Annotated in this window: 17 protein-coding genes and 1 tRNA gene; 11 read left to right on the top strand and 7 right to left on the bottom strand. The window is 59.6% G+C overall.

Annotated elements, in window-relative coordinates; all coding sequences use genetic code 11:
• From ACOQOQ_RS02875 to ACOQOQ_RS02860, 4 genes are all read left to right on the top strand, one after another.
• On the top strand, window positions 1-1,284 hold the full coding sequence (locus ACOQOQ_RS02875; RefSeq protein WP_420568637.1) for an ABC transporter substrate-binding protein: 1,284 nt from the start codon (window positions 1-3) through the stop codon (window positions 1,282-1,284).
• A 71-nt stretch (window positions 1,285-1,355) separates the two neighbouring features.
• Entirely contained in the window at window positions 1,356-2,180 is an 825-nt protein-coding gene (locus ACOQOQ_RS02870) for an ABC transporter ATP-binding protein (RefSeq protein WP_420568636.1), read from the top strand.
• A gap of 50 nt (window positions 2,181-2,230) precedes the next feature.
• Window positions 2,231-3,451, top strand: coding sequence for a phenylacetate--CoA ligase family protein (locus ACOQOQ_RS02865; RefSeq protein ID WP_420568635.1), 1,221 nt, complete (start codon window positions 2,231-2,233; stop codon window positions 3,449-3,451).
• A gap of 32 nt (window positions 3,452-3,483) precedes the next feature.
• Window positions 3,484-4,950: a peptidoglycan-binding protein gene (locus tag ACOQOQ_RS02860; protein ID WP_420568634.1), complete on the top strand. Its 1,467-nt coding sequence runs from the start codon at window positions 3,484-3,486 to the stop codon at window positions 4,948-4,950.
• Here ACOQOQ_RS02860 and ACOQOQ_RS02855 read toward each other — a convergent pair.
• The 3 genes from ACOQOQ_RS02855 to ACOQOQ_RS02845 form a co-directional block, all read right to left on the bottom strand.
• Window positions 4,947-6,719: a PHA/PHB synthase family protein gene (locus ACOQOQ_RS02855; protein WP_420568633.1), complete on the bottom strand. Its 1,773-nt coding sequence runs from the start codon at window positions 6,717-6,719 to the stop codon at window positions 4,947-4,949. The genes ACOQOQ_RS02860 and ACOQOQ_RS02855 overlap by 4 nt on opposite strands.
• 154 nt (window positions 6,720-6,873) lie before the next feature.
• Window positions 6,874-6,999 carry a type B 50S ribosomal protein L36 gene (gene ykgO / locus ACOQOQ_RS02850; RefSeq protein WP_012177066.1) on the bottom strand — a complete coding sequence of 42 codons (126 nt, stop codon included), beginning with the start codon at window positions 6,997-6,999 and terminating at the stop codon, window positions 6,874-6,876.
• A 68-nt stretch (window positions 7,000-7,067) separates the two neighbouring features.
• A tRNA-Val gene (locus tag ACOQOQ_RS02845) sits at window positions 7,068-7,142 on the bottom strand.
• 150 nt (window positions 7,143-7,292) lie between these two features.
• On the opposite strand from ACOQOQ_RS02845, the gene ACOQOQ_RS02840 reads away from it, so the two are divergent.
• Window positions 7,293-8,153, top strand: coding sequence for an N-formylglutamate amidohydrolase (locus ACOQOQ_RS02840; protein WP_420568632.1), 861 nt, complete (start codon window positions 7,293-7,295; stop codon window positions 8,151-8,153).
• Here ACOQOQ_RS02840 and ACOQOQ_RS02835 read toward each other — a convergent pair whose 3' ends face one another.
• Complete coding sequence (locus ACOQOQ_RS02835; RefSeq protein ID WP_420568631.1) at window positions 8,154-9,407, bottom strand: DNA polymerase IV; 1,254 nt, start codon at window positions 9,405-9,407, stop codon at window positions 8,154-8,156. It lies immediately after the preceding gene.
• 58 nt (window positions 9,408-9,465) lie between these two features.
• On the opposite strand from ACOQOQ_RS02835, the gene ACOQOQ_RS02830 reads away from it, so the two are divergent.
• Window positions 9,466-9,897, top strand: coding sequence for an NUDIX hydrolase (locus tag ACOQOQ_RS02830; protein WP_420568630.1), 432 nt, complete (start codon window positions 9,466-9,468; stop codon window positions 9,895-9,897).
• Window positions 9,898-9,899: 2 nt separating this feature from the next.
• Here the strand turns inward: ACOQOQ_RS02830 and pyrF are convergent, their stop codons facing one another.
• On the bottom strand, window positions 9,900-10,595 hold the full coding sequence (gene pyrF / locus ACOQOQ_RS02825; RefSeq protein WP_420568629.1) for an orotidine-5'-phosphate decarboxylase: 696 nt from the start codon (window positions 10,593-10,595) through the stop codon (window positions 9,900-9,902).
• 479 nt (window positions 10,596-11,074) lie between these two features.
• Here pyrF and clpB point away from each other — a divergent pair, with 479 nt between their 5' ends.
• On the top strand, window positions 11,075-13,693 hold the full coding sequence (clpB, locus tag ACOQOQ_RS02820) for an ATP-dependent chaperone ClpB (RefSeq protein WP_420568628.1): 2,619 nt from the start codon (window positions 11,075-11,077) through the stop codon (window positions 13,691-13,693).
• A 33-nt stretch (window positions 13,694-13,726) separates the two neighbouring features.
• On the opposite strand, the gene ACOQOQ_RS02815 is transcribed toward clpB, so the two are convergent.
• Complete coding sequence (locus ACOQOQ_RS02815; protein ID WP_420568627.1) at window positions 13,727-14,176, bottom strand: winged helix-turn-helix transcriptional regulator; 450 nt, start codon at window positions 14,174-14,176, stop codon at window positions 13,727-13,729.
• Between the two features lie 82 nt (window positions 14,177-14,258).
• On the opposite strand from ACOQOQ_RS02815, the gene ACOQOQ_RS02810 reads away from it, so the two are divergent.
• Window positions 14,259-15,122 (top strand): SDR family oxidoreductase, encoded by an 864-nt coding sequence (locus tag ACOQOQ_RS02810; RefSeq protein ID WP_420568626.1) that lies wholly within the window; start codon window positions 14,259-14,261, stop codon window positions 15,120-15,122.
• 35 nt (window positions 15,123-15,157) lie between these two features.
• On the opposite strand, the gene ACOQOQ_RS02805 is transcribed toward ACOQOQ_RS02810, so the two are convergent.
• The gene (locus tag ACOQOQ_RS02805) at window positions 15,158-15,601 is read right to left on the bottom strand and encodes a DUF302 domain-containing protein (RefSeq protein ID WP_420568625.1); all 444 of its coding nucleotides are present in this window, start codon (window positions 15,599-15,601) and stop codon (window positions 15,158-15,160) included.
• 115 nt (window positions 15,602-15,716) lie between these two features.
• On the opposite strand from ACOQOQ_RS02805, the gene ACOQOQ_RS02800 reads away from it, so the two are divergent.
• From ACOQOQ_RS02800 to msrQ, 3 genes are all read left to right on the top strand, one after another.
• A complete protein-coding gene (locus tag ACOQOQ_RS02800) occupies window positions 15,717-17,198 on the top strand; it encodes an FMN-binding glutamate synthase family protein (RefSeq protein ID WP_420568624.1) in 1,482 nt (493 codons plus the stop codon).
• 94 nt (window positions 17,199-17,292) lie between these two features.
• Entirely contained in the window at window positions 17,293-18,195 is a 903-nt protein-coding gene (msrP, locus tag ACOQOQ_RS02795) for a protein-methionine-sulfoxide reductase catalytic subunit MsrP (protein WP_420568623.1), read from the top strand.
• Window positions 18,195-18,794 (top strand): protein-methionine-sulfoxide reductase heme-binding subunit MsrQ, encoded by a 600-nt coding sequence (gene msrQ / locus ACOQOQ_RS02790; RefSeq protein ID WP_420568622.1) that lies wholly within the window; start codon window positions 18,195-18,197, stop codon window positions 18,792-18,794. Before msrP ends, msrQ begins: the two co-directional genes overlap by 1 nt.
• The last annotated feature ends 515 nt before the right edge of the window (window positions 18,795-19,309 follow it).

The following is a 19,309-nucleotide window of genomic DNA, read 5'->3' as shown; positions in this document are numbered from 1 at the left end:
ATGAAAACGAAACTGGCAACTCTGGTACTGGGCGCGGCCCTGGCCGCAGGCCCTGCGATGGCGGACCTGGTGTTCCCGTCGCTCAGCTACCGTACTGGCCCCTTTGCGGCAGGCGGCATCCCGTTTGCGGATGGCTATTCCGACTATTTCACCCTGCTGAACGAACGTGATGGCGGGATCGGCGGCGAAATGATCTCGGTTCCCGAGTGTGAAACCGCTTATAACACCGAAAAAGGCGTGGAATGCTACGAGGCCACCAAAGGCGAAGGCGCGCTGATCTATCAGCCGCTGTCGACCGGCATTACCTATCAGCTGATCCCCAAAGCCACCGCGGACGGCATTCCCGTTCATACCATGGGCTATGGCCGGACCTCGGCGAAAAACGGTAAGGTTTTCAGCCACATCTTCAACTATCCGGTAAACTACTGGGATGGTGCCTCGGTTGGTGTGAAACACTTCAAGGACGTCTCGGGCGGCTCGCTGAAGGGTAAGAAAATCACCCTGCTGCACTTCAACGGCGCGTACGGTAAAGAGCCGATCCCGACCCTGGAGAAACTGGCAGAGGTCGAAGGCTTTGATTTCAATGCGATCCCGATCGACTATCCCGGTCAGGAACAGAAGTCGCAGTGGCTGCAAATCCGCCGCGAGCGCCCTGATTTCGTGATCTTCTGGGGCTGGGGCGTGATGAACCAGGTTGCCGTTCAGGAAGCTGCGAACATCCGTTTCCCGATGGAAAACTTCATGGGTATCTGGTGGTCGGGCGCCGAGCTTGATGTTCTGCCCGCCGGTGCCGGTGCAAACGGTTATAAGGCGCTGCAGTTCCACAATGTGGGCTCGGATTTCCCGGTGTTTGACGACATCAAGAAATACGTCGTTGATGCAGGCAAAGCCGCAGGTGCTGGCGATCAGATCGGTACGGTTCTGTACAACCGTGGTGTCTATGCGGCCTTCCTGGCTGCCGAAGCTGCCAAGGATGCACAAGCCGCCAACGGCACCTCGCAGATCACCGCAGCCATGATGCGTGATGCAATGGAGAGCCTTGAAATCACCGCAGCCGAAATGGAAGCCGCTGGCCTGCCGGGCTTTGGCCCCGAGTTCAACGTGACCTGTGAAAACCACGGTGGTGACGGCATGGCTGCTGTTGCTCAGTGGGACGCGGGAGCCAAGAAGTGGTCGCTGATCACCGACTTCACGCCTTCGGATGCATCAATTGTTGGTCCGCTGATCGAGGCCGACTCGGCCGCGTTCGCCAAGGAAAACAACATCGCGGAACGCTGCAACTAAGCGTTTGAAATTGTCCCGGCCGGGCCGTGTCTGGCCGGGACCCCCGAATTTCGACAGGAAAGACAACGCACATGCTTGACGCCGATCACAGCCAGGAAACGCTTCTGGAGGTCAACAACATCGAGGTGATCTACAATCACGTGATCCTCGTGCTCAAAGGGGTCAGCCTGAGTGTACCCAAGGGCGGCATCACCGCGCTGCTGGGGGGCAACGGTGCTGGGAAATCCACCACTTTGAAATCCATTTCCAACCTGCTGCGATCCGAACGCGGCGAGGTTACCAAGGGCTCGATCAACTATCGCGGAGAACGGATCCAGGATCTGAACCCCGCCGATCTGGTGCGCCGCGGCGTGATCCAGGTGATGGAGGGCCGCCACTGTTTCGAACACCTGACCGTCGAGGAAAACCTGCTGACCGGTTCGTACACCCGCGGTGTCTCGCGCGGGGATATCGATGCCGATCTGAACATGGTCTATGAATACTTCCCGCGCCTGAAGACCCGCCGCAAAAGTCAGGCTGGCTATACCTCGGGCGGCGAGCAGCAGATGGTAGCAATCGGCCGGGCGATCATGTCCAAGCCTGAATGCATCCTGCTGGACGAACCCTCGATGGGGCTGGCACCGCAGCTGGTCGAGGAAATCTTCAACATCGTGAAGAACCTGAACGAGAAAGAAGGCGCGACCTTCCTTCTGGCCGAACAGAATACCAACGTGGCCCTGCGGTTCGCACATTATGGCTATATCCTGGAATCCGGCCGCGTGGTGATGGACGGCCCGGCCGCCGAACTGCGCGAGAACCCGGACGTGAAAGAGTTCTATCTGGGTATGTCTGACGAGGGCCGCAAATCTTTCCGTGACGTCCGCTCGTACCGCCGCCGCAAGCGTTGGCTCAGCTAATCGCCCCCTTTGCATTGACCCGCCACGTGCCCCGGCCAGGAGACCAGTAAATGACCCGCTACTTTGACGACCTTGAAACGCGCAGCGCCGATCAACGTGCTGCTGCCATTGCCCAAGATCTGCCTCGGCAGATCGCAAGGGCGAAGGGGTTGCCGGGCTTTGCCGACGCGCTGGCCGAGGTCGATCCCAAGGCGATCACCGGGATCGAAGATCTGGCCGCACTGCCGGTTCTGCGCAAATCGGATCTGGTCAGCGCACAGGCCGCGGATGCGCCCTTTGGTGGACTGACAACGCGGGGTGTTTCCGGGTTTGCACATATCTTTCAGTCTCCGGGTCCTATCTATGAGCCCGGGGGAACCGAGCATGACTGGTGGCGCATGGGGCGTTTCCTGCATGCCTGCGGGATTGGGCAGGGCGACATCGTGCAGAACTGCTTTGGCTATCATCTGACCCCGGCGGGAATGATCTTTGAATCCGGGGCGCGGGCGGTTGGGGCCGCTGTGCTGCCGGCCGGTACTGGCCAGACCGAACTGCAGGCCCGTGCGGCCGCCGATATCGGTGTCACTTCCTATGCTGGCACCCCCGATTACCTGAAGGTCATTCTGGACAAGGCCGAGACGATGGGCCTGAAGATGAACATCACCAAGGCGGCCGTTGGCGGTGGGGCGCTGTTCCCCTCGTTGCGGCAGGAATATGCGGATCGCGGGATTTCCTGCCTGCAGTCCTATGCCACTGCGGATCTGGGCAACATCGCCTACGAATCCGAAGCGATGGAGGGCATGATCCTGGACGAAGGCGTGATCGTAGAGATTGTTACACCTGGGACTGGCACCCCTGTGGCACCCGGCCAGGTCGGCGAGGTCGTGGTAACCACACTGAACCCGGACTATCCGCTGATCCGGTTTGCCACCGGCGATCTGAGCGCGGTGATGGATGGAACCAGCCCCTGCGGACGTACCAACACCCGTATCAAGGGCTGGATGGGTCGCGCTGACCAGACCACCAAGATCAAGGGCATGTTCGTGCGCCCCGAGCAGGTGGCTGCGCTGGTCTCGAAACACCCGGAAATCGTCAAAGCACGCGTGATCGCGGGCCGTGAAGGCGAGATGGACACGATGACGGTGCAAATCGAATCAGAAGGCGGCTCGGCGAACGCATATGCCGACTCGGTCGTGGATGCCCTTAAACTTAAAGGGAAAATTCAGGTCGTCGCACCGGGGTCATTGCCTAACGATGGAAAAGTTATCGAAGATCAACGCACTTACGACTAAGCTGAAAGGCAGTTCCCTAAAGGAGGTCTGCCATGTTGAGCTTTCGATCGATTCTAGGGGCCGTGGCACTGATTGTGTCCACGGCCTTGCCGTCCCTGGCCGAGGATTTTGCCTTGGTCCTGACCAACCGTTCTTATCCCGCGCGTGCGGATGCAAAGGATGTGGCGCGGCATAACGGGTTTAAATCGGCGCTGGAACGGGCCGGGTTCTCGGTGCTGCAAGGACAGGACATGGACGCTCAGGAAATGTCCCGTCTGGCCGCAGATTTTCATGCGCGGCTGCGCCGGGGGCAGGTCGATCGCGTGATTGTGGTGCTGTCCGGACATTTCGTGGATGGCCCTGCGAATTCCTGGCTTTTGGCGCGCGACAGTCGCGCACTGAACGCCTACAGCGTCGGACAGTTCGGCCTGTCGATGGCCGCAATCAATGATACGCTGGCCCAACATGCCGGTAAAGCGATGCTGGTACTGACACCGTCTGGTGCGAATCTGGAGCTGGGCGCGGGTCTGCGCAAAGGGACCGCGCGCGTAAGTCTGCATCATGGGGTGACCATGATGCAGGGGCGCGCTGACCCGGCACTGGATATTTTGCGCAGTCGGGTTTTGGCGGGCCATTCCCTGCGGCGCGTTGCGCGTGATGCGGCTGGCGTGACCTTGTCCGGCTATCTGCCCGACCAACCCTTGGGGGGCATCACCGTCCCGCCGCGCCGCGTTGTTTCCGAGGCCGAGGAAAGTTTCTGGCGGGCAGCGCGCAGGCTGGATTCGATTGAAGGCTACGAGGCCTATCTGCGGCGCTATCCGAACGGGGCCTATGTGGACACCGCCCGCCAGCGGATTGCCGAGCTGCGCGATGGTCCCCGCCGCACAGCCAAAGATGCCGAGGACGCGCTGAAGCTCACCCGTGCCGACCGCCGGGAAATCCAGCGCAAGCTAAGCTATCTGGGCTTTGATACCCGCGGCGTTGACGGCGTTTTCGGCAGAGGAACCCGCGCGGCCATTGCAGAGTATCAACGCTCCAAAGGCGTGCCGGCCACGGGCTATCTGACCGGCAACCTGATCGTAATGCTGAACCGTGATTACGAAGGTGCCGGCCGTGACCGCCGCTCTGACGAGGAACGGGCGCGCATCGCCTGGGAACAGGTCAGCGCCGAGGATACGATCGAGGCTTATCGCGATTTCATGCGCCACTATCCGAATTCTCAGTATCAGGCCGAGGCTGAAGCGCGGGTTCAGGAGCTGCTGGAAGACAGGAGCAACCGCAAAGCCATCGAGCGTGACAGGGCAGAAGAGGAAAAGTTCCTGCGAGGCAGCAATGCACGTCTGTTGATCGAGAAGGGGCTGCAGGCGCGGGGCTATCAGCCCGGCTTTCTGGACGGGAAATTCGACAGAACTGCCCGCCGTGCCATCCGCAAGTTTCAGCGGGACAGTGGGATGACGCCCACCGGCTATGTCTCGCACAAGACGATGCTGCTTTTGATGATCCCGGTCGAAAGGAACTAGTCCAGGAACACGTAGCTGCCGGGTGCCGCCATCAACGGAGGCAACCCGGCATTCGGCGCCCCCATCTGCGGGGGCGTTACGGGCTGCTGATCCCCCTGATGCTTCGACAGCCAGCTTGACCATTCGGGCCACCACGAGCCCTCGTGGATCTCGTGATTTTGCACCCAGGTGTCTGGGTCCATGTACAGCGCGCCGGGTTTGCGGTGGCCAATGCGGTAGTGTCGCCGGGGATGGCCGGGCTCGCTGACGATGCCGCCGTTATGGCCGCCTTTGACCAGAACGAAACTGGCGTCCCCGTCGGTGAACAGTTTGGTCTTATAGACCGAACGCCATGGCGCGATATGGTCTTTTTCGGTGCCGACGATGAAGAACGGGATCTTGATATCCTTCAACGCGATCACCCGCCCATCCACGGCATACCGCCCTGCAGTCAAACGGTTTTCCATGAACAGCCCCCGCAGGTATTGCGAATGCATCTTGGACGGCATCCGCGTGGCATCCATGTTCCAAACCGAGATATCGGCGGCCTTATCCTCGATTCCCATCAAGTATCGGCGCACCGCGCGTGTCCAGATCAGATCTTCGGCGCGCAGAGCCTGAAAGGCGCCGCTCATTTGCCGCTGATCCAGATAGCCCTGGTCCCACATCATGTCCTCAAGATAGGCGACCTGGCTTTCGTCCAGAAACAACATCAGCTCGCCGGCCTCGGTGAAATCGGTCTGCGCGGCCAGCAGAGTGATTGAGCCCAGCCGGTCATCGTGGTCCCGCGCCATGGTGGCGGCGGTGATGGACAGGATCGTGCCCCCCAGACAATAGCCGCAGGCATGGATTTTCTGGTCTGGAATGATGGCGGAAACTGCGTCTACGGCGGCCAGAACGCCCTTGGTGCGATAGTCGTCCAGCTCCAGATCATGCTGCTGGGCCGTGGGGTTCACCCAAGAGATCGCAAAGACGGTAAATCCTTGCTCGACAAGATAGCGGATCAACGAATTATGCGGGCTGAGATCCAGGATATAGTATTTCATGATCCAGGCGGGCACGATCAGGATCGGTTCGGCCTGAACCTTTTCGGTTTTGGGCGAGTACTGGATCAACTCCATGATCTCGTTACGGAAAACCACCTGACCTTCGGTGCAGGCCAGTGTTTCTCCTACTTTGTAATCGCCGTTGTTCTGATGGGTTTCGCCTGTGACCGCGTCTTCGGTGTCCTGCATCAGTAGGTTCAGCCCGTCGATGATCGACTGCCCCTTGGTTTCGCGCGCCTTGTTTAGAATCTCGGGGTTCAGGGCCGGCAAGTTCGAAGGAGAGATCATGTCCAGCATCTGCCGCACCATGAAACTGACGCGATCGGTGTTTTGCGGCAGGGCGCCGGGCACGCAGCACGTTGCATGGTCCCACCAATCCTGTGTGGCCAGGAACCCTTGCTGCATTAAATCGTACGGAGGTTTGGCCCAGTTGGGATCGGTAAAGCGGTGATCCTCGGGCTTGGGATGGAACGGAGGCTTTGTTTCGCCGTTCATCTGCCCGGCCCAGAAAGCGGCCAGTTTCGCGGCGTTCCGCTGAGCGTGCTCGACCATTTCCACCTGCCGGCCGGGGGCGGCGGCAAGATGCACCAGCCAATCGTTCCAGGCCGCAACAGCCGCATAGGGTGACAACCCCGAGGTCATCCTTGCCATGGCTGCGCGCAATGCACGGTCAAAGGTCTCGTGTTTGTGCGTCAGCGGTTTCGCTGCGGGGATGGGGCTGGTCTTGGGCGCGGAATCAGTCATCGTGGCCTCTGCATATCGACGTTTGGTCATAGGCCACATGACACGCTAGGCATGTCGGTATTTTGACGCCGATCAAGTTTACGCTGCGTTTGCAAAGAAAAAGACCGCCTCGGGTGAACCGAGGCGGTCTTTTGCATAAACTCTGATCGAGTTCTTAGCCCTGACGAGCTTTGAAACGACGCTGAGTCTTGTTGATCACGTAGACGCGGCCTTTGCGGCGCACGACACGGCAATCGCGGTGACGCTGCTTGAGCGAGCGGAGCGAGTTCTTGACCTTCATGGTCTTCTCCTTCATTCGCGGCGCCGGGCGCCTTAGGTTACGGGTCGCTTCGAAAGAAGCGAAAGAAATGGTGGGCGATACAAGGATCGAACTTGTGACCCCTTCGATGTCAACGAAGTGCTCTACCGCTGAGCTAATCGCCCGAATTTGTCCAGTTTGGCCCCTTGCCCCTAATGAAAGGGGCGCGGAATTCCGCGCCGGTTCGCGCTCTATAAAAGGAGTCGGCGGGGGGATCAAGGGCTTTTGGTCACAAGATTATTCAGTCTATGATATTTCTTGTGTAAGGAGATTTCATGATCACGTCCGCCTTTAGCCTTTCGATGCCAGAAACACGCAGTTCCAGCGTTGTTTTTGCCTCTCCGCACAGTGGGCGCGAGTATTCTGCAGGGTTTTTAACCCAATCCGTGCTGGATGACGTGACAATTCGGTCTTCGGAAGATGCGTTCGTGGATCAACTGTTCGCGGATGCGCCCTCGTTTGGGGCTCCTTTGCTGATGGCGACCGCACCGCGCGCCTATGTGGATCTTAACCGCAGCCCGGATGAACTAGACCCTGCATTGATCAAGGGAATTCGCACCGTCAGTCATAATCCCCGAATCGTTTCGGGTCTGGGGGTGGTGCCGCGGGTGGTGGCCAATGGACGCTGTATTTACCGTGGAAAACTGTCTTTGGACGACGTGCAGGGCCGGCTGCGCCGATGCTGGCAGCCCTATCACGACCAGTTGTCTTCGCTTTTGGCGGACAGCCATGCCCAGTTCGGCGAGGCGATCTTGATCGATTGCCACTCCATGCCGCACGAGGCGTTGGACAGCGTGGCCCGTACCATGCCGTGCCGCCCCGAGGTGGTTTTGGGGGATCGGTTCGGCGCCTCCGCCTCGCGCGAGGTGATGGACATGCTTGAGGCTGCGTTTACCGCCGAAGGTCTGCGTGTGGTGCGCAACGTTCCTTTCGCAGGCGCATATACGACGCAGCATTACGGGCGCCCCTCGCGCAATCAGCATGTCGTGCAGGTGGAAATTGACCGCTCGCTTTACATGAACGAGCAGTTGATCCGGCCCAATGGCAATTTCAAGGCGATGAAGGCGGCGATGAACCGCGTGATTGCCAAGGTCACCGAGTTTGGCCAACCCAAGCAGCGCCTGGCGGCCGAGTGATCAGCGCAGTGCGCGCCCTTTCATGATGGCATCCTTGCCGAATTTGCGCCTGATCTCGTCCGTGGCGCGTTCGGCGCGGCCTCGGGTTTCGGCCTGCGGGTCCAGCAGATCCCCGACCAGGGCTGCCTGCGATTCAGGCGCCAAATTCGAGATGCCCACTCCGATCAGGCGATAGGGGCCTTCGTCTCCGACCTGATCATACAGCGCTCGCGCGGCACGATAGATGGTGTCGGCCAGTTGAACAGGCTCACGCTGGCTTTGACGGCGGGTCAGGCTGCGGTGATCGGCGCGCTTCAGTTTCAAGGTCACCACTTGGCCGGCCAGTTCGCGCGCCTTTGCGCGGCTGGCGACCTTTTCCGACAGGCGCCACAGGTGGCCGTCCAGAACGTCGGTGTCCCAGGTGTCTTCAAAGAACGTGGTTTCATTCGAGATCGATTTTATTGGCTCGTGCGCCGAGACACGCCGCCGGTCCTGACCCCGTGCCAGATGCCACAGCCGGTCGCCCATCGCCCCAAAACGCAGATGCAAATCCTGCCGGTCCCAGCGCAAAAGGTCCGTAAAAGTCCGAATTCCCGCCTTTTCCAGCGAGGCCTGCGTGGCCTGGCCAACGCCCCAGATCATACGCACCGGTTTGTCGCGCAGGAAATCGGCGGTTTCGGCCTGACCGATCACCGAGAAACCGTTGGGCTTGTCCAGGTCCGAGGCCACCTTGGCCAGGAATTTGTTGTGACTCAGCCCAATCGAGCCTGTCACCCCCAGTTCGTCTCGCATCCGTTTGACCAGTTGCGCCAGCATCACCGCGGGGGGGACACCGTGAAGACGCTCGGTTCCGGTCAGGTCAAGGAAGGCTTCGTCCAGGGATAGGGGCTGGATCGAGGGTGTCATCTCTTCCATCATCGCGCGGATGGCACGGCTGACCTCGACATAAACCTGCATCCGGGGCTTGATGACCACCGCATCCGGGCACAATTTCAGCGCCTGGAACATCGGCATGGCCGAGCGCACACCGCGAATGCGCGCCACATAGCAGGCGGTCGATACCACGCCTCGCCGCCCCCCACCGATGATCACCGGCTTGTCGGCCAGATCCGGGTTGTCGCGCTTTTCCACGCTGGCATAGAACGCGTCACAATCCATATGCGCGATGGACAGATTGAACAATTCAGGGTGCGATATCACCCTGCGCCCGTGACAGGACGGGCAGCGGGGGCCATGATCGAAGGGAATCAGGCAGTCTCGGCACAGTGTTGGCATCTGTTCAGAGTTTCGTGACATGAATAGAAGGTAGCGACAGGCCTACTATATGACGCATATGAGCGAAGATACAGATTTCCGAGGCGCCAAGCTGGCGCTGTTCATTGGTGGCCAGTTGGCGGTGATCATGCGCGACGACACGCTTGGCTTGCCTTGGGCGGCGCATCTGGACCTGCCCGGAGGCGGGCGCGAGGGGGTGGAAACCCCCGAAGATTGCGCCTTGCGCGAGACCCAGGAGGAACTGGGGCTGGTTGTTCAAAAGACCGAACTGATCTGGCGTCGCCGTTATACCGCCAGCAACGGCCAGCCGGTGTGGTTCTTTGCGGCCATGCTGCCCGAGCACCGGGCGCAGGATGTGAAATTCGGAGACGAGGGGCAATATTGGACCCTGATGCCCCCTGCCGATTACTTAAACCACGACCGTGCCATCCCGCATTTCGCAACGCGGGTGGCCGATTTCCTTGCAACGCTATCGTCGCAAAGAGCTTGATTTCAGACCTTGGAGATTTCGTCCAGGATCGCCAGTGCCGATTTGCGCGGGTTCGGTGAGGCATAGATCGGGCGGCCCACCACGATGTGATCAGCCCCATCCGCCAACGCCTGCGCAGGGGTGGCCACGCGTTTCTGATCGCCCAGGGCGGCCCCGGTCGGGCGGACGCCGGGGGTGACGATCAAGCGGCCTTTGGATTCGGGCAGAGCGCGGATCAACGCGGCCTCTTGCGGGCTGGCGATCACGCCATCTGCGCCAGCTTCGAGTGCTTTTGCGGCGCGCTCAAGCACCAGGTCTTTGACGTCACCGGGTTTGATCAGGCCCGCATCCAGGTCAGCGCGGTCCAGCGAGGTCAGGATGGTCACCGCCAGGATTTTCAGGTCCTTGTCGCCAGCGCCTTCCTTGGCGGCGCGCACCACGTGCGGATCTCCATGTACAGTCAGGAAATCCAAGTCGAACTGCGCCACGCCCCGCACCGCGCGTTCCACTGTGGCGCCGATGTCAAAGAACTTCATGTCCAGAAAGATGCGCTTGCCGTGCTCTTGCTTCAGCTCGTTCGCCAGGGCCAGCCCGCCACCGGTCAGCATGCCAAGGCCGATTTTATAAAAAGACACGGCATCGCCCAGCTGTTCGGCAAGGTCCATCCCAGCCAGAACATTGGGGACGTCGAGGGCTACGATCAGGCGGTCGTCGGACATTTGGGCGCTCCTATATGTGGGTTGCGCCCTTTTCGCGCCATCGGGGCAAAGGGTCAAGCCTAGCCGGCCTGTCGCATTCTGCGGTGTTCAGGCATTCGCGACACAAGGCGCATCGCCTCATCGATCAGGGCAGCGCGCGGACCCGTGTCACCGCACGAGGCAACCCTGCACAGAAGGATATATGTACGCTTGCCGTCCGTTTGGATTGTCACGACCCCCTGGATGCTGCCATCATCTGTCTGACCGGGCAGGCGGCGAACCGAAAGTTCCGTTACATTCATGCTGTGGCCCCCTTATGATCTTTTCATAAGGAAGTGCCGGTTAAGCTTGGGTTTCCAAGGGGCGAAAATTTGCGCGAATCGCAGGGAGGAACCCTTGAAGCGGGCAGGCGGAATTGCCACCTATAGGGCAAGGTCCGAAACAGGATGTGCCGCATGGGTGGGCATCGCAAACCGGACGCTTAGTAAAAGGAGAGAACCATGGACTTGAACAAGTTCACGGAGCGGTCGCGCGGTTTCATTCAGGCCGCTCAGACGATCGCCATGCGGGAAGGGCATCAGCGCCTTGTTCCCGAGCACATTCTGAAAGCATTGATGGACGACGATCAGGGGCTAAGCGCTAACCTGATCAACAGCGCGGGCGGGAACGCCGCTGCGGTGATCGAGGCCGCGAACGCGGCGGTCGATAAATTGCCCAAGATCTCGGGCGATGCGGGGCAGACCTATATGGATGCCGCGACCGGCAAGGTTCTGGCCGAGGCCGAAGCTATCGCCAAGAAAGCCGGCGATAGCTTTGTCCCGGTTGAACGAGTGCTGATGGCGCTGGCCATGGTCAAATCCAAGGCCAAAGACGCGCTGGATGCAGGGGGCGTTACGCCTCAGAAACTGAACGGCGCAATCAATGACATCCGTAAGGGCCGCACCGCTGACAGTGCCTCGGCCGAAGAGGGCTATGACGCGCTGAAGAAATACGCGCGCGATCTGACCGAGGCTGCAGAAGAGGGCAAGATCGACCCGATCATTGGCCGCGACGAGGAAATCCGCCGCTCGATGCAGGTTCTGTCGCGTCGGACCAAGAACAACCCGGTGCTGATCGGCGAACCCGGCGTGGGTAAAACCGCGATCGCCGAGGGCATGGCCCTGCGCATCATCAATGGCGACGTACCCGAATCCCTGCGGAATAAGAAGCTGCTGGCGCTGGATATGGGCGCGCTGATTGCCGGTGCAAAATATCGTGGAGAGTTCGAAGAGCGCCTGAAGGCTGTCCTGACCGAGGTGACCGAAGCCGCCGGTGAGGTTATTCTGTTCATCGACGAAATGCATACTCTGGTCGGGGCGGGTAAAACCGATGGTGCAATGGATGCGGCGAACCTGATCAAACCGGCGCTGGCGCGGGGCGAGCTGCACTGTATCGGCGCGACCACGCTGGATGAGTATCGTAAATACGTGGAAAAAGACGCAGCCCTGGCCCGCCGTTTCCAGCCTGTCGTGGTCGAAGAACCCACGGTCGAGGATACGATCAGTATTCTGCGTGGCATCAAGGAAAAATACGAGCTGCACCACGGTGTGCGGATCTCGGATTCCGCGCTGGTATCTGCGGCGACGCTCAGCCATCGCTATATCACCGATCGGTTCCTGCCCGACAAAGCGATCGACCTTGTGGACGAGGCGGCAAGCCGTCTGCGGATGGAAGTGGACAGCAAACCCGAAGAACTGGATCAGCTGGACCGCAACATCCTGCAAATGCAGATCGAGGTTGAGGCCCTGAAACTGGAGGATGACGCCGCCAGCAAGGACCGCCTGGAAACTCTGGAAAAGGAACTGGCCGATCTGCAGGACCGCAGCGCCGAGCTGACCGCCAAATGGCAGGCCGAACGCGATAAACTCGCTGGTGCCCGCGACCTGAAGGAACAGTTAGACAAGGCCCGCGCCGATTTGGAAATCGCCAAACGCGAGGGCAATCTGGCCAAGGCCGGAGAGCTGTCCTATGGCGTGATCCCGAACCTGGAAAAGCAACTGACCGAGGCCGAACAGGCCGAGGATCAGGGCATGATGGTCGAAGAGGCCGTGCGCCCTGAACAGATCGCTCAGGTCGTGGAACGCTGGACGGGCATCCCGACCGCGAAAATGCTGGAAGGCGAGCGTGAGAAGCTGCTGTCGATGGAAGACGGTCTGCATAAACGCGTCATCGGCCAGAATGCCGCCGTCAAGGCTGTGGCAAACGCCGTGCGCCGTGCGCGCGCCGGGCTGAACGACGAAAATCGGCCTTTGGGCAGTTTCCTGTTCCTTGGCCCGACCGGCGTCGGGAAAACCGAACTGACCAAGGCCGTGGCCGAGTTCCTGTTCGACGACGACAGCGCCATGGTGCGGATCGATATGTCCGAGTTCATGGAGAAACACTCGGTCGCGCGACTGATCGGTGCGCCTCCGGGCTATGTCGGCTATGACGAAGGCGGTGTCCTGACCGAGGCCGTGCGACGTCGCCCCTATCAGGTGGTGCTGTTCGACGAGGTCGAAAAGGCGCATCCGGACGTGTTCAACGTGCTGCTGCAAGTTCTGGATGACGGCGTGCTGACCGATGGTCAGGGTCGTACCGTGGACTTTAAGCAGACGCTGATCATCCTGACTTCGAACCTCGGCGCGCAGGCCCTCAGCCAACTGCCCGAGGGTGCGGATAGCGCCGACGCCAAGCGCGATGTGATGGATGCCGTTCGGGCGCATTTCCGCCCTGAGTTCCTGAACCGTCTGGACGAGTTGATCATCTTTGATCGTCTGGCGCGTCAGGACATGGACGGGATCGTCGATATTCAGCTGGGTCTGCTGGGCAAACGTCTGGCGCAGCGCAAGATCAGCCTGCAACTGGATGAGGCCGCGCGCAAATGGCTGGCAGATGAGGGCTATGACCCTGTGTTTGGTGCTCGTCCGTTGAAACGTGTGATCCAGCGCGCCTTGCAGGACCCGTTGGCCGAGCTGCTGCTGAGCGGGGACATCAAAGACGGTGCCATTGTTCCGGTGACTGCCGGGGCCGAGGGCCTGATTATCGGGGACCGGGTCGGCAACTCGACCCAGGAACCGCCGCAAGACGCGGTTGTGCACTAAATGAAAAGCCCGCCTTAACCGGCGGGCTTTTTCTTAGGCGTAGGGGATCAGTCTTTTCGCGGGCTCTTGCGCGGCGTCATAAGAATGGCGGGCGGTGCGGATCGCGTCATGCTGACCGTCTGCCCAATCCAGCAAATGCGCCAACGGGGCCATGAACGAGTGCCCCATATCGGTCAGGGCATATTCAACACTGGGCGGTTTGGTGGGAAAGACCGAGCGCGAGATCAGCCCGTCCCGTTCCAGGTTCCGCAGGCTTTGCGTCAGCATCCGTTTCGAGATGTCCGGCACTCCGCGCTGCAGTTCCGAGAATCGCTTGGGCCCCTCGGCCAGAATGATCAGTAAAAGGGTCGTCCATTTTTCACTGACCCGATCCAAAACGTCGCGGACGGGGCAGGCGGTGCTGTCGAATTCCTCGCCCTTCCAGGACCAGAAACGCTGCAAAACGTCGGTGGGCAGAGGGTTACCTGTATGTGACCTGGGCATGAAAAGGTGCCTCCTTACGCGAGTCGATTATGCGGTCTAGATAAGAGACCATATCTTATTTGTAGACTGAAAGGAAGCCACCATGGCCCCCACCATCCTGATCACCGGCGCCAGCGGACAGCTGGGCAAACTGGTTCTGACCGAACTGCTGAAAACCACCCCTGCTGACCAGATCGCCGCGCTTGTGCGCCGCCCCGAAGCCGCCGCAGAGATCGAGGCTCTGGGCGTGACCGCGCGGATGGGCGACTACACCGACCCCGCCGCGCTGAGCGCCGCGATGGACGGGATCGAAAAACTGCTGCTGATCTCCTCGTCCGAGGTCGGCCAGCGTGCGCCCCAGCATCGCAATGTGATTGATGCGGCCAAGGTCGCAGGCGTGTCGCTGATCGCCTATACCAGCTTGCTGCGCGCCAACAGTTCGCCCCTGGCGCTGGCCGCCGAGCATGTGGAAACCGAGGCGTATCTGGCCGAAAGCGGTGTGCCCCATGTGCTGCTGCGCAACGGCTGGTATACGGAAAACAACGTGGGCACCGCCGGAATGGCGATCGAGCACGGCACTTATATCGGCTCGATCGGAGAGGGCCGGATTTCGGGCGCTGCTCGTGCTGATTATGCGGCGGCTGCGGCGGCTGTTCTGACCTCGGACGATGCGCAGGCCGGGAAGGTTTATGAACTGGCAGGCGACGCGTCCTATTCGCTGAATGACCTGGCCCAGGAAACCACGAAACTGGCGGGCAAACCGATCGCCTATACAGACCTGCCCGAAGCAGATTACGCTGGCGCACTGGTGCAGGCTGGTCTGCCCGAAGGGTTCGCGGCTGTGCTAGCGGATTCGGATGTCGGCGCGTCGAAAGGTGCGCTGGAAGAGAATGGCAAGACGCTGAGCGCCCTGATTGGCCGACCTACCACGCCGTGGCAGGACACGCTGGCCGACGTTTTGGCCTGATAAAGAAGGCCCGGCAGAACTGCCGGGCCGTTCCTTTACTCCATCCCGATGGCCGTGCGGGCGATGCTATCCAGAAGGGCCTGGACCTCCTGCATCGGGCCTTCGGGGAATTCACGATAGCCGATGATAGTCTGATCGGGATTATCGGGCATCTGGGCGACGAAAATGTCATAGGGGCAGAAACGGATATTCATCGGATCGGCCTCCATCACCTTGCGCGACAGGTTGGCCGAGCAGAAGGAATAGATATCTGCCTTGATGAACACGGTGATATCCGATCCGACATCCGCTCGTGTACGTTCCAGCATGTCGCCAACATGCGAGGTGCCGTCGATCACCAGCCCCTGGTCCAGGATGGCACTTTCAAGCCCGAACACGACATCATCAAAGGCTTCGTCCGTTGTATAGCTGACCAGGCCGTCCGCCATGGCGCTGCCTGCGGCCATGACAATTCCTGCCGCCAGTGCAAGAGCTTTCATTGTATATTCTCCTCCGGATGTTAGGGTCGGCCCGATTGTGCGGGCGAATGGTATAAAGCTTAACCTGACACTTACCTTTGTTGTGCACATTGACGTATATCAAAAGGAAGATGTGATGACCTTCGCGTTGAATGTTTTAATCGTTCTGGCGTTGCTATTTGTTCTGGTTTTGGGGGCGGCGTCGCTTATTGCGCTGTTCCTGTATATTGCTGACAAGACGCAAACGGGGGATGCGATCCGGCGAAACTATCCGGTGATTGGCCGTTTTCGCCACTTGTTTACCACGCTGGGCGAGTTTTTCAGGCAGTATTTCTTTGCCATGGACCGCGAGGAGATGCCCTTTAACCGGGCGCAGCGCGATTGGGTGTATCATTCGACTTCGGGCAAGGGGAATACCGTGGCTTTTGGCTCGACCCGTAACCTGACTATTCCGGGGACGCCGATCTTTGTGAACGCGGTTTTCCCGCCGCTGGATGACGAATTCGCCGCGACCAAGCCGATGATCATCGGCCCGACCGCAGCGATTCCATACCGGGCCAAGTCGATCTTTAATATTTCGGGGATGAGCTATGGTGCGATCTCGCGCCCCGCTGTCGAGGCGCTGAGCCGTGGGGCCGCACGCGCGGGCGTCTGGCTGAACACCGGCGAAGGCGGCATGTCGCCTTTTCACCTGAAGGGGGGGTGCGATCTGGTCTATCAGATCGGCACCGCGAAATACGGTGTGCGGGACGAAGAGGGGAACCTGAACGACGATAAATTGCGCGAGGTCGCCAACCATCCCCAGATCAAGATGTTCGAGCTGAAGCTGGCTCAGGGCGCCAAACCCGGCAAGGGCGGCATTCTGCCAGCCGAGAAGATCGACGAGCAGATCTCGAAAATTCGCGGTGTGCCGATGGGCAAGGACAGCATCTCACCCAATCGTCACGCCGAGATTGACTGCTTTGGCGACCTTCTGGACATGATTGGTCACATCCGTGAGGTTTCGGGGAAGCCGTGTGGCTTCAAGACAGTGATCGGTTCGTCGGACGCATGGGAAGAGATGTTCGAGTTGATTCAGAAGCGTGGCGCCGATTGCGCACCGGATTTCATCACCATTGATGGTGGCGAGGGCGGAACTGGCGCAGCGCCCATGCCTCTGATTGACCTGGTTGGCATGCCTCTGCGCGAGGCGTTGCTGCGGATCGTTGATTTGCGGGACCGGTATGGGCTTAAGGACCGCATTCGCATCATTGCCAGCGGCAAGCTGGTGAACCCCGGCGATGTAGCTTGGGCCATCTGCGCGGGCGCGGACTTTGTGGTCTCGGCGCGGGGGTTCATGTTCTCGCTTGGCTGTATTCAGGCGTTGAAGTGCAACAAGAATACCTGCCCGACCGGCATCACCACGCACGATCCGCATCTGCAACGGGGACTGGTGGTCGAGGATAAGTGGAAGAAGGTGGCGAACTATGCGACCTCGGTCATCAAAGAGGTCGAAATCATCGCCCACTCGGTTGGTGTGGCCGAACCGCGCCTGATGCGTCGGCGCCATGTTCGGATCGTCCAGTCGAATGGCGACTCGATCCCGCTGAACAAGATCCGGCCCAGCTTCGGGACCTAACGTTACAGTCCGGGCACGCAGTCGTGAGATTCTGTTGGTTGGCCGGTCCGCATGGGCCGGCCTATCTTTGTTCAAACGGAATGAAGAGGGACACATGGCGCATCGTTGGACGAATGACCTGAGTCGGGCAGACATAACGCCCGAACATATCTATATGAACCGTCGCCAGATCATGGCGGGTCTGGCAGGGGTAGGACTGGCCGGTATCGCGGGACAGGCCCAAGCCAGCCAAGGATTGACCCCCAACAGTTGGGACGACATCACCAACTACAACAACTTCTATGAATTCGGCACCGGGAAAGAAGATCCGGCGCGCTATGCCTCGGCGCTGACGACCTCGCCCTGGACGATAAAGATTGACGGGATGGTGGATCGCCCCGGCGAATATGCCTTGGGTGATATCCTGTCCAAGATGACGATCGAGGAACGCATCTATCGTTTCCGCTGTGTCGAGGCCTGGTCGATGGTCATCCCTTGGAACGGATTCGAGCTTTCTGACCTGTTGGACATGGCCGGCGTTCAGGACAGTGCCAAATACGTTGCATTCGAAACGCTGTACCGGCCCGATGAAATGCGCGGGCAAAAATTCTCTACGATTGACTGGCCCTATGTCGAAGGTCTGCGACTGGACGAGGCCCGCCATCCGCTGACGATCATGGCAACGGGGCTGTATGGCAAAGACCTGCCCAAACAGAATGGGGCGCCGATCCGTCTGGTGGTGCCGTGGAAATATGGGTTCAAGTCGATCAAGTCCGTGGTGCGTATTACGCTGACGGATCGCCGGCCTCCTACCAGTTGGAACAAGCTTATCCCGCGGGAGTATGGCTTTTATAGCAATGTGAATCCCAAGGTGGATCACCCGCGCTGGTCGCAAGCATCCGAAAGGGTGGTCGGAGGAGGGCTGTTCTCGCGCCGGCAGGACACGCTTATGTTCAATGGGTACGAGTCCCAGGTTGCCTCGCTTTACAAGGGCATGGATCTGGCCAAGAACTTCTGATGAACCACGTTAACCAGTTACTGCGCCGCTTGCCGGCTTGGTCGATCTATATGGGCGGTGTCGCTTGGGCGGCCCTGTTGTTCTGGCAGGGGCTTACCGGACGTCTGGGGGTCGAGCCGATCCAGACACTTGAACATGAATACGGCATCTGTGCTCTGATCCTGCTGGTCATTGGCCTGTCAGTCAGCCCGCTGCGCCGCTTCACCGGATTGAACCTGCTAAAGTTTCGGCGGGCGATCGGTGTGACGGCCTTCTTCTTCGTGTTGGCGCATCTGCTGGTCTGGGCGGTTCTGGATCAGGGTACGCTGGCGCGGATCTGGGCGGATATCCTAAAGCGGCCCTATATCACCGTCGGGATGTTGGCCTTGGTGTTGGCGGTTCCCCTGGCCGTAACCTCGAACAATGCCTCAGTCCGCTGGCTGGGTCGGGGATGGCGCAAGTTGCACAGGCTAACCTATCCGGTGGTCCTGCTGGCGGGCGTCCACTTCGTAATGCTGCGCAAGGGCATCCAATTGGAGCCGGTGCTCTACCTGATGGGAATCACTGGCCTGTTACTTCTGCGACTGCGTTTGCCCGCGAGTCGGCAACGAAGGGCGTGATTCACGTAAGTGACTCGGACCTGAATCGGTGATTTGCCGCGTATATTGTGGGTAACCTTGGGGATAACTCTAGATCGTGAATCGCTCGATGCTGTTGTGCAGCATTGCGCCTGCAGCGGCTAAGAATTCCCAAGCAAAATGACCCTTTAAATCTGTTAGAAATCAATGTGTTAAAAGAAACGTCAAAAAAAGATGACGTTTTTTGCAAAAAGGGGTTGCGGGTATTGGGTGATAACCGTAGAACCCCCCTCACCGGCGGCGCTGAGGCGCACAACGGGACGCCAGACGGCGCTGAGGAGCAAGGCTCTGAAGGGACGGACGGTAGGAAAAATTGAGGTAGATGAGGCGGGTCGCGCTAAGAAGTTTCAGCGCAGCCGGTTGATTTTGTCTCTGGAGTTTAGGTTTTTGCCTGGGTTCCGCGCTCTTTGACATTGATAATATCTGAAGAGATATGTGGGCGGTTTGGTTCATTCGATGAATGAATGACTGCACATATATCAACTACCTAGGAGACG

Origin of the sequence: Thalassovita sp., from assembly GCF_965218685.1 — a bacterium.
Lineage (GTDB): Bacteria > Pseudomonadota > Alphaproteobacteria > Rhodobacterales > Rhodobacteraceae > Thalassobius.
This window is presented reverse-complemented; position numbering and strand designations above follow the sequence as displayed.

Coding starts and splice junctions, on each gene's coding strand:
- ACOQOQ_RS02875 (WP_420568637.1), top strand. CDS start 1: ATGAAAACGAAACTGGCAACTCTGGTACTGGGCGCGGCCCTGGCCGCA.
- ACOQOQ_RS02870 (WP_420568636.1), top strand. CDS start 1,356: ATGCTTGACGCCGATCACAGCCAGGAAACGCTTCTGGAGGTCAACAAC.
- ACOQOQ_RS02865 (WP_420568635.1), top strand. CDS start 2,231: ATGACCCGCTACTTTGACGACCTTGAAACGCGCAGCGCCGATCAACGT.
- ACOQOQ_RS02860 (WP_420568634.1), top strand. CDS start 3,484: ATGTTGAGCTTTCGATCGATTCTAGGGGCCGTGGCACTGATTGTGTCC.
- ACOQOQ_RS02855 (WP_420568633.1), bottom strand. CDS start 6,719: ATGACTGATTCCGCGCCCAAGACCAGCCCCATCCCCGCAGCGAAACCG.
- ykgO (WP_012177066.1), bottom strand. CDS start 6,999: ATGAAGGTCAAGAACTCGCTCCGCTCGCTCAAGCAGCGTCACCGCGAT.
- ACOQOQ_RS02840 (WP_420568632.1), top strand. CDS start 7,293: ATGATCACGTCCGCCTTTAGCCTTTCGATGCCAGAAACACGCAGTTCC.
- ACOQOQ_RS02835 (WP_420568631.1), bottom strand. CDS start 9,407: ATGCCAACACTGTGCCGAGACTGCCTGATTCCCTTCGATCATGGCCCC.
- ACOQOQ_RS02830 (WP_420568630.1), top strand. CDS start 9,466: ATGAGCGAAGATACAGATTTCCGAGGCGCCAAGCTGGCGCTGTTCATT.
- pyrF (WP_420568629.1), bottom strand. CDS start 10,595: ATGTCCGACGACCGCCTGATCGTAGCCCTCGACGTCCCCAATGTTCTG.
- clpB (WP_420568628.1), top strand. CDS start 11,075: ATGGACTTGAACAAGTTCACGGAGCGGTCGCGCGGTTTCATTCAGGCC.
- ACOQOQ_RS02815 (WP_420568627.1), bottom strand. CDS start 14,176: ATGCCCAGGTCACATACAGGTAACCCTCTGCCCACCGACGTTTTGCAG.
- ACOQOQ_RS02810 (WP_420568626.1), top strand. CDS start 14,259: ATGGCCCCCACCATCCTGATCACCGGCGCCAGCGGACAGCTGGGCAAA.
- ACOQOQ_RS02805 (WP_420568625.1), bottom strand. CDS start 15,601: ATGAAAGCTCTTGCACTGGCGGCAGGAATTGTCATGGCCGCAGGCAGC.
- ACOQOQ_RS02800 (WP_420568624.1), top strand. CDS start 15,717: ATGACCTTCGCGTTGAATGTTTTAATCGTTCTGGCGTTGCTATTTGTT.
- msrP (WP_420568623.1), top strand. CDS start 17,293: ATGGCGCATCGTTGGACGAATGACCTGAGTCGGGCAGACATAACGCCC.
- msrQ (WP_420568622.1), top strand. CDS start 18,195: ATGAACCACGTTAACCAGTTACTGCGCCGCTTGCCGGCTTGGTCGATC.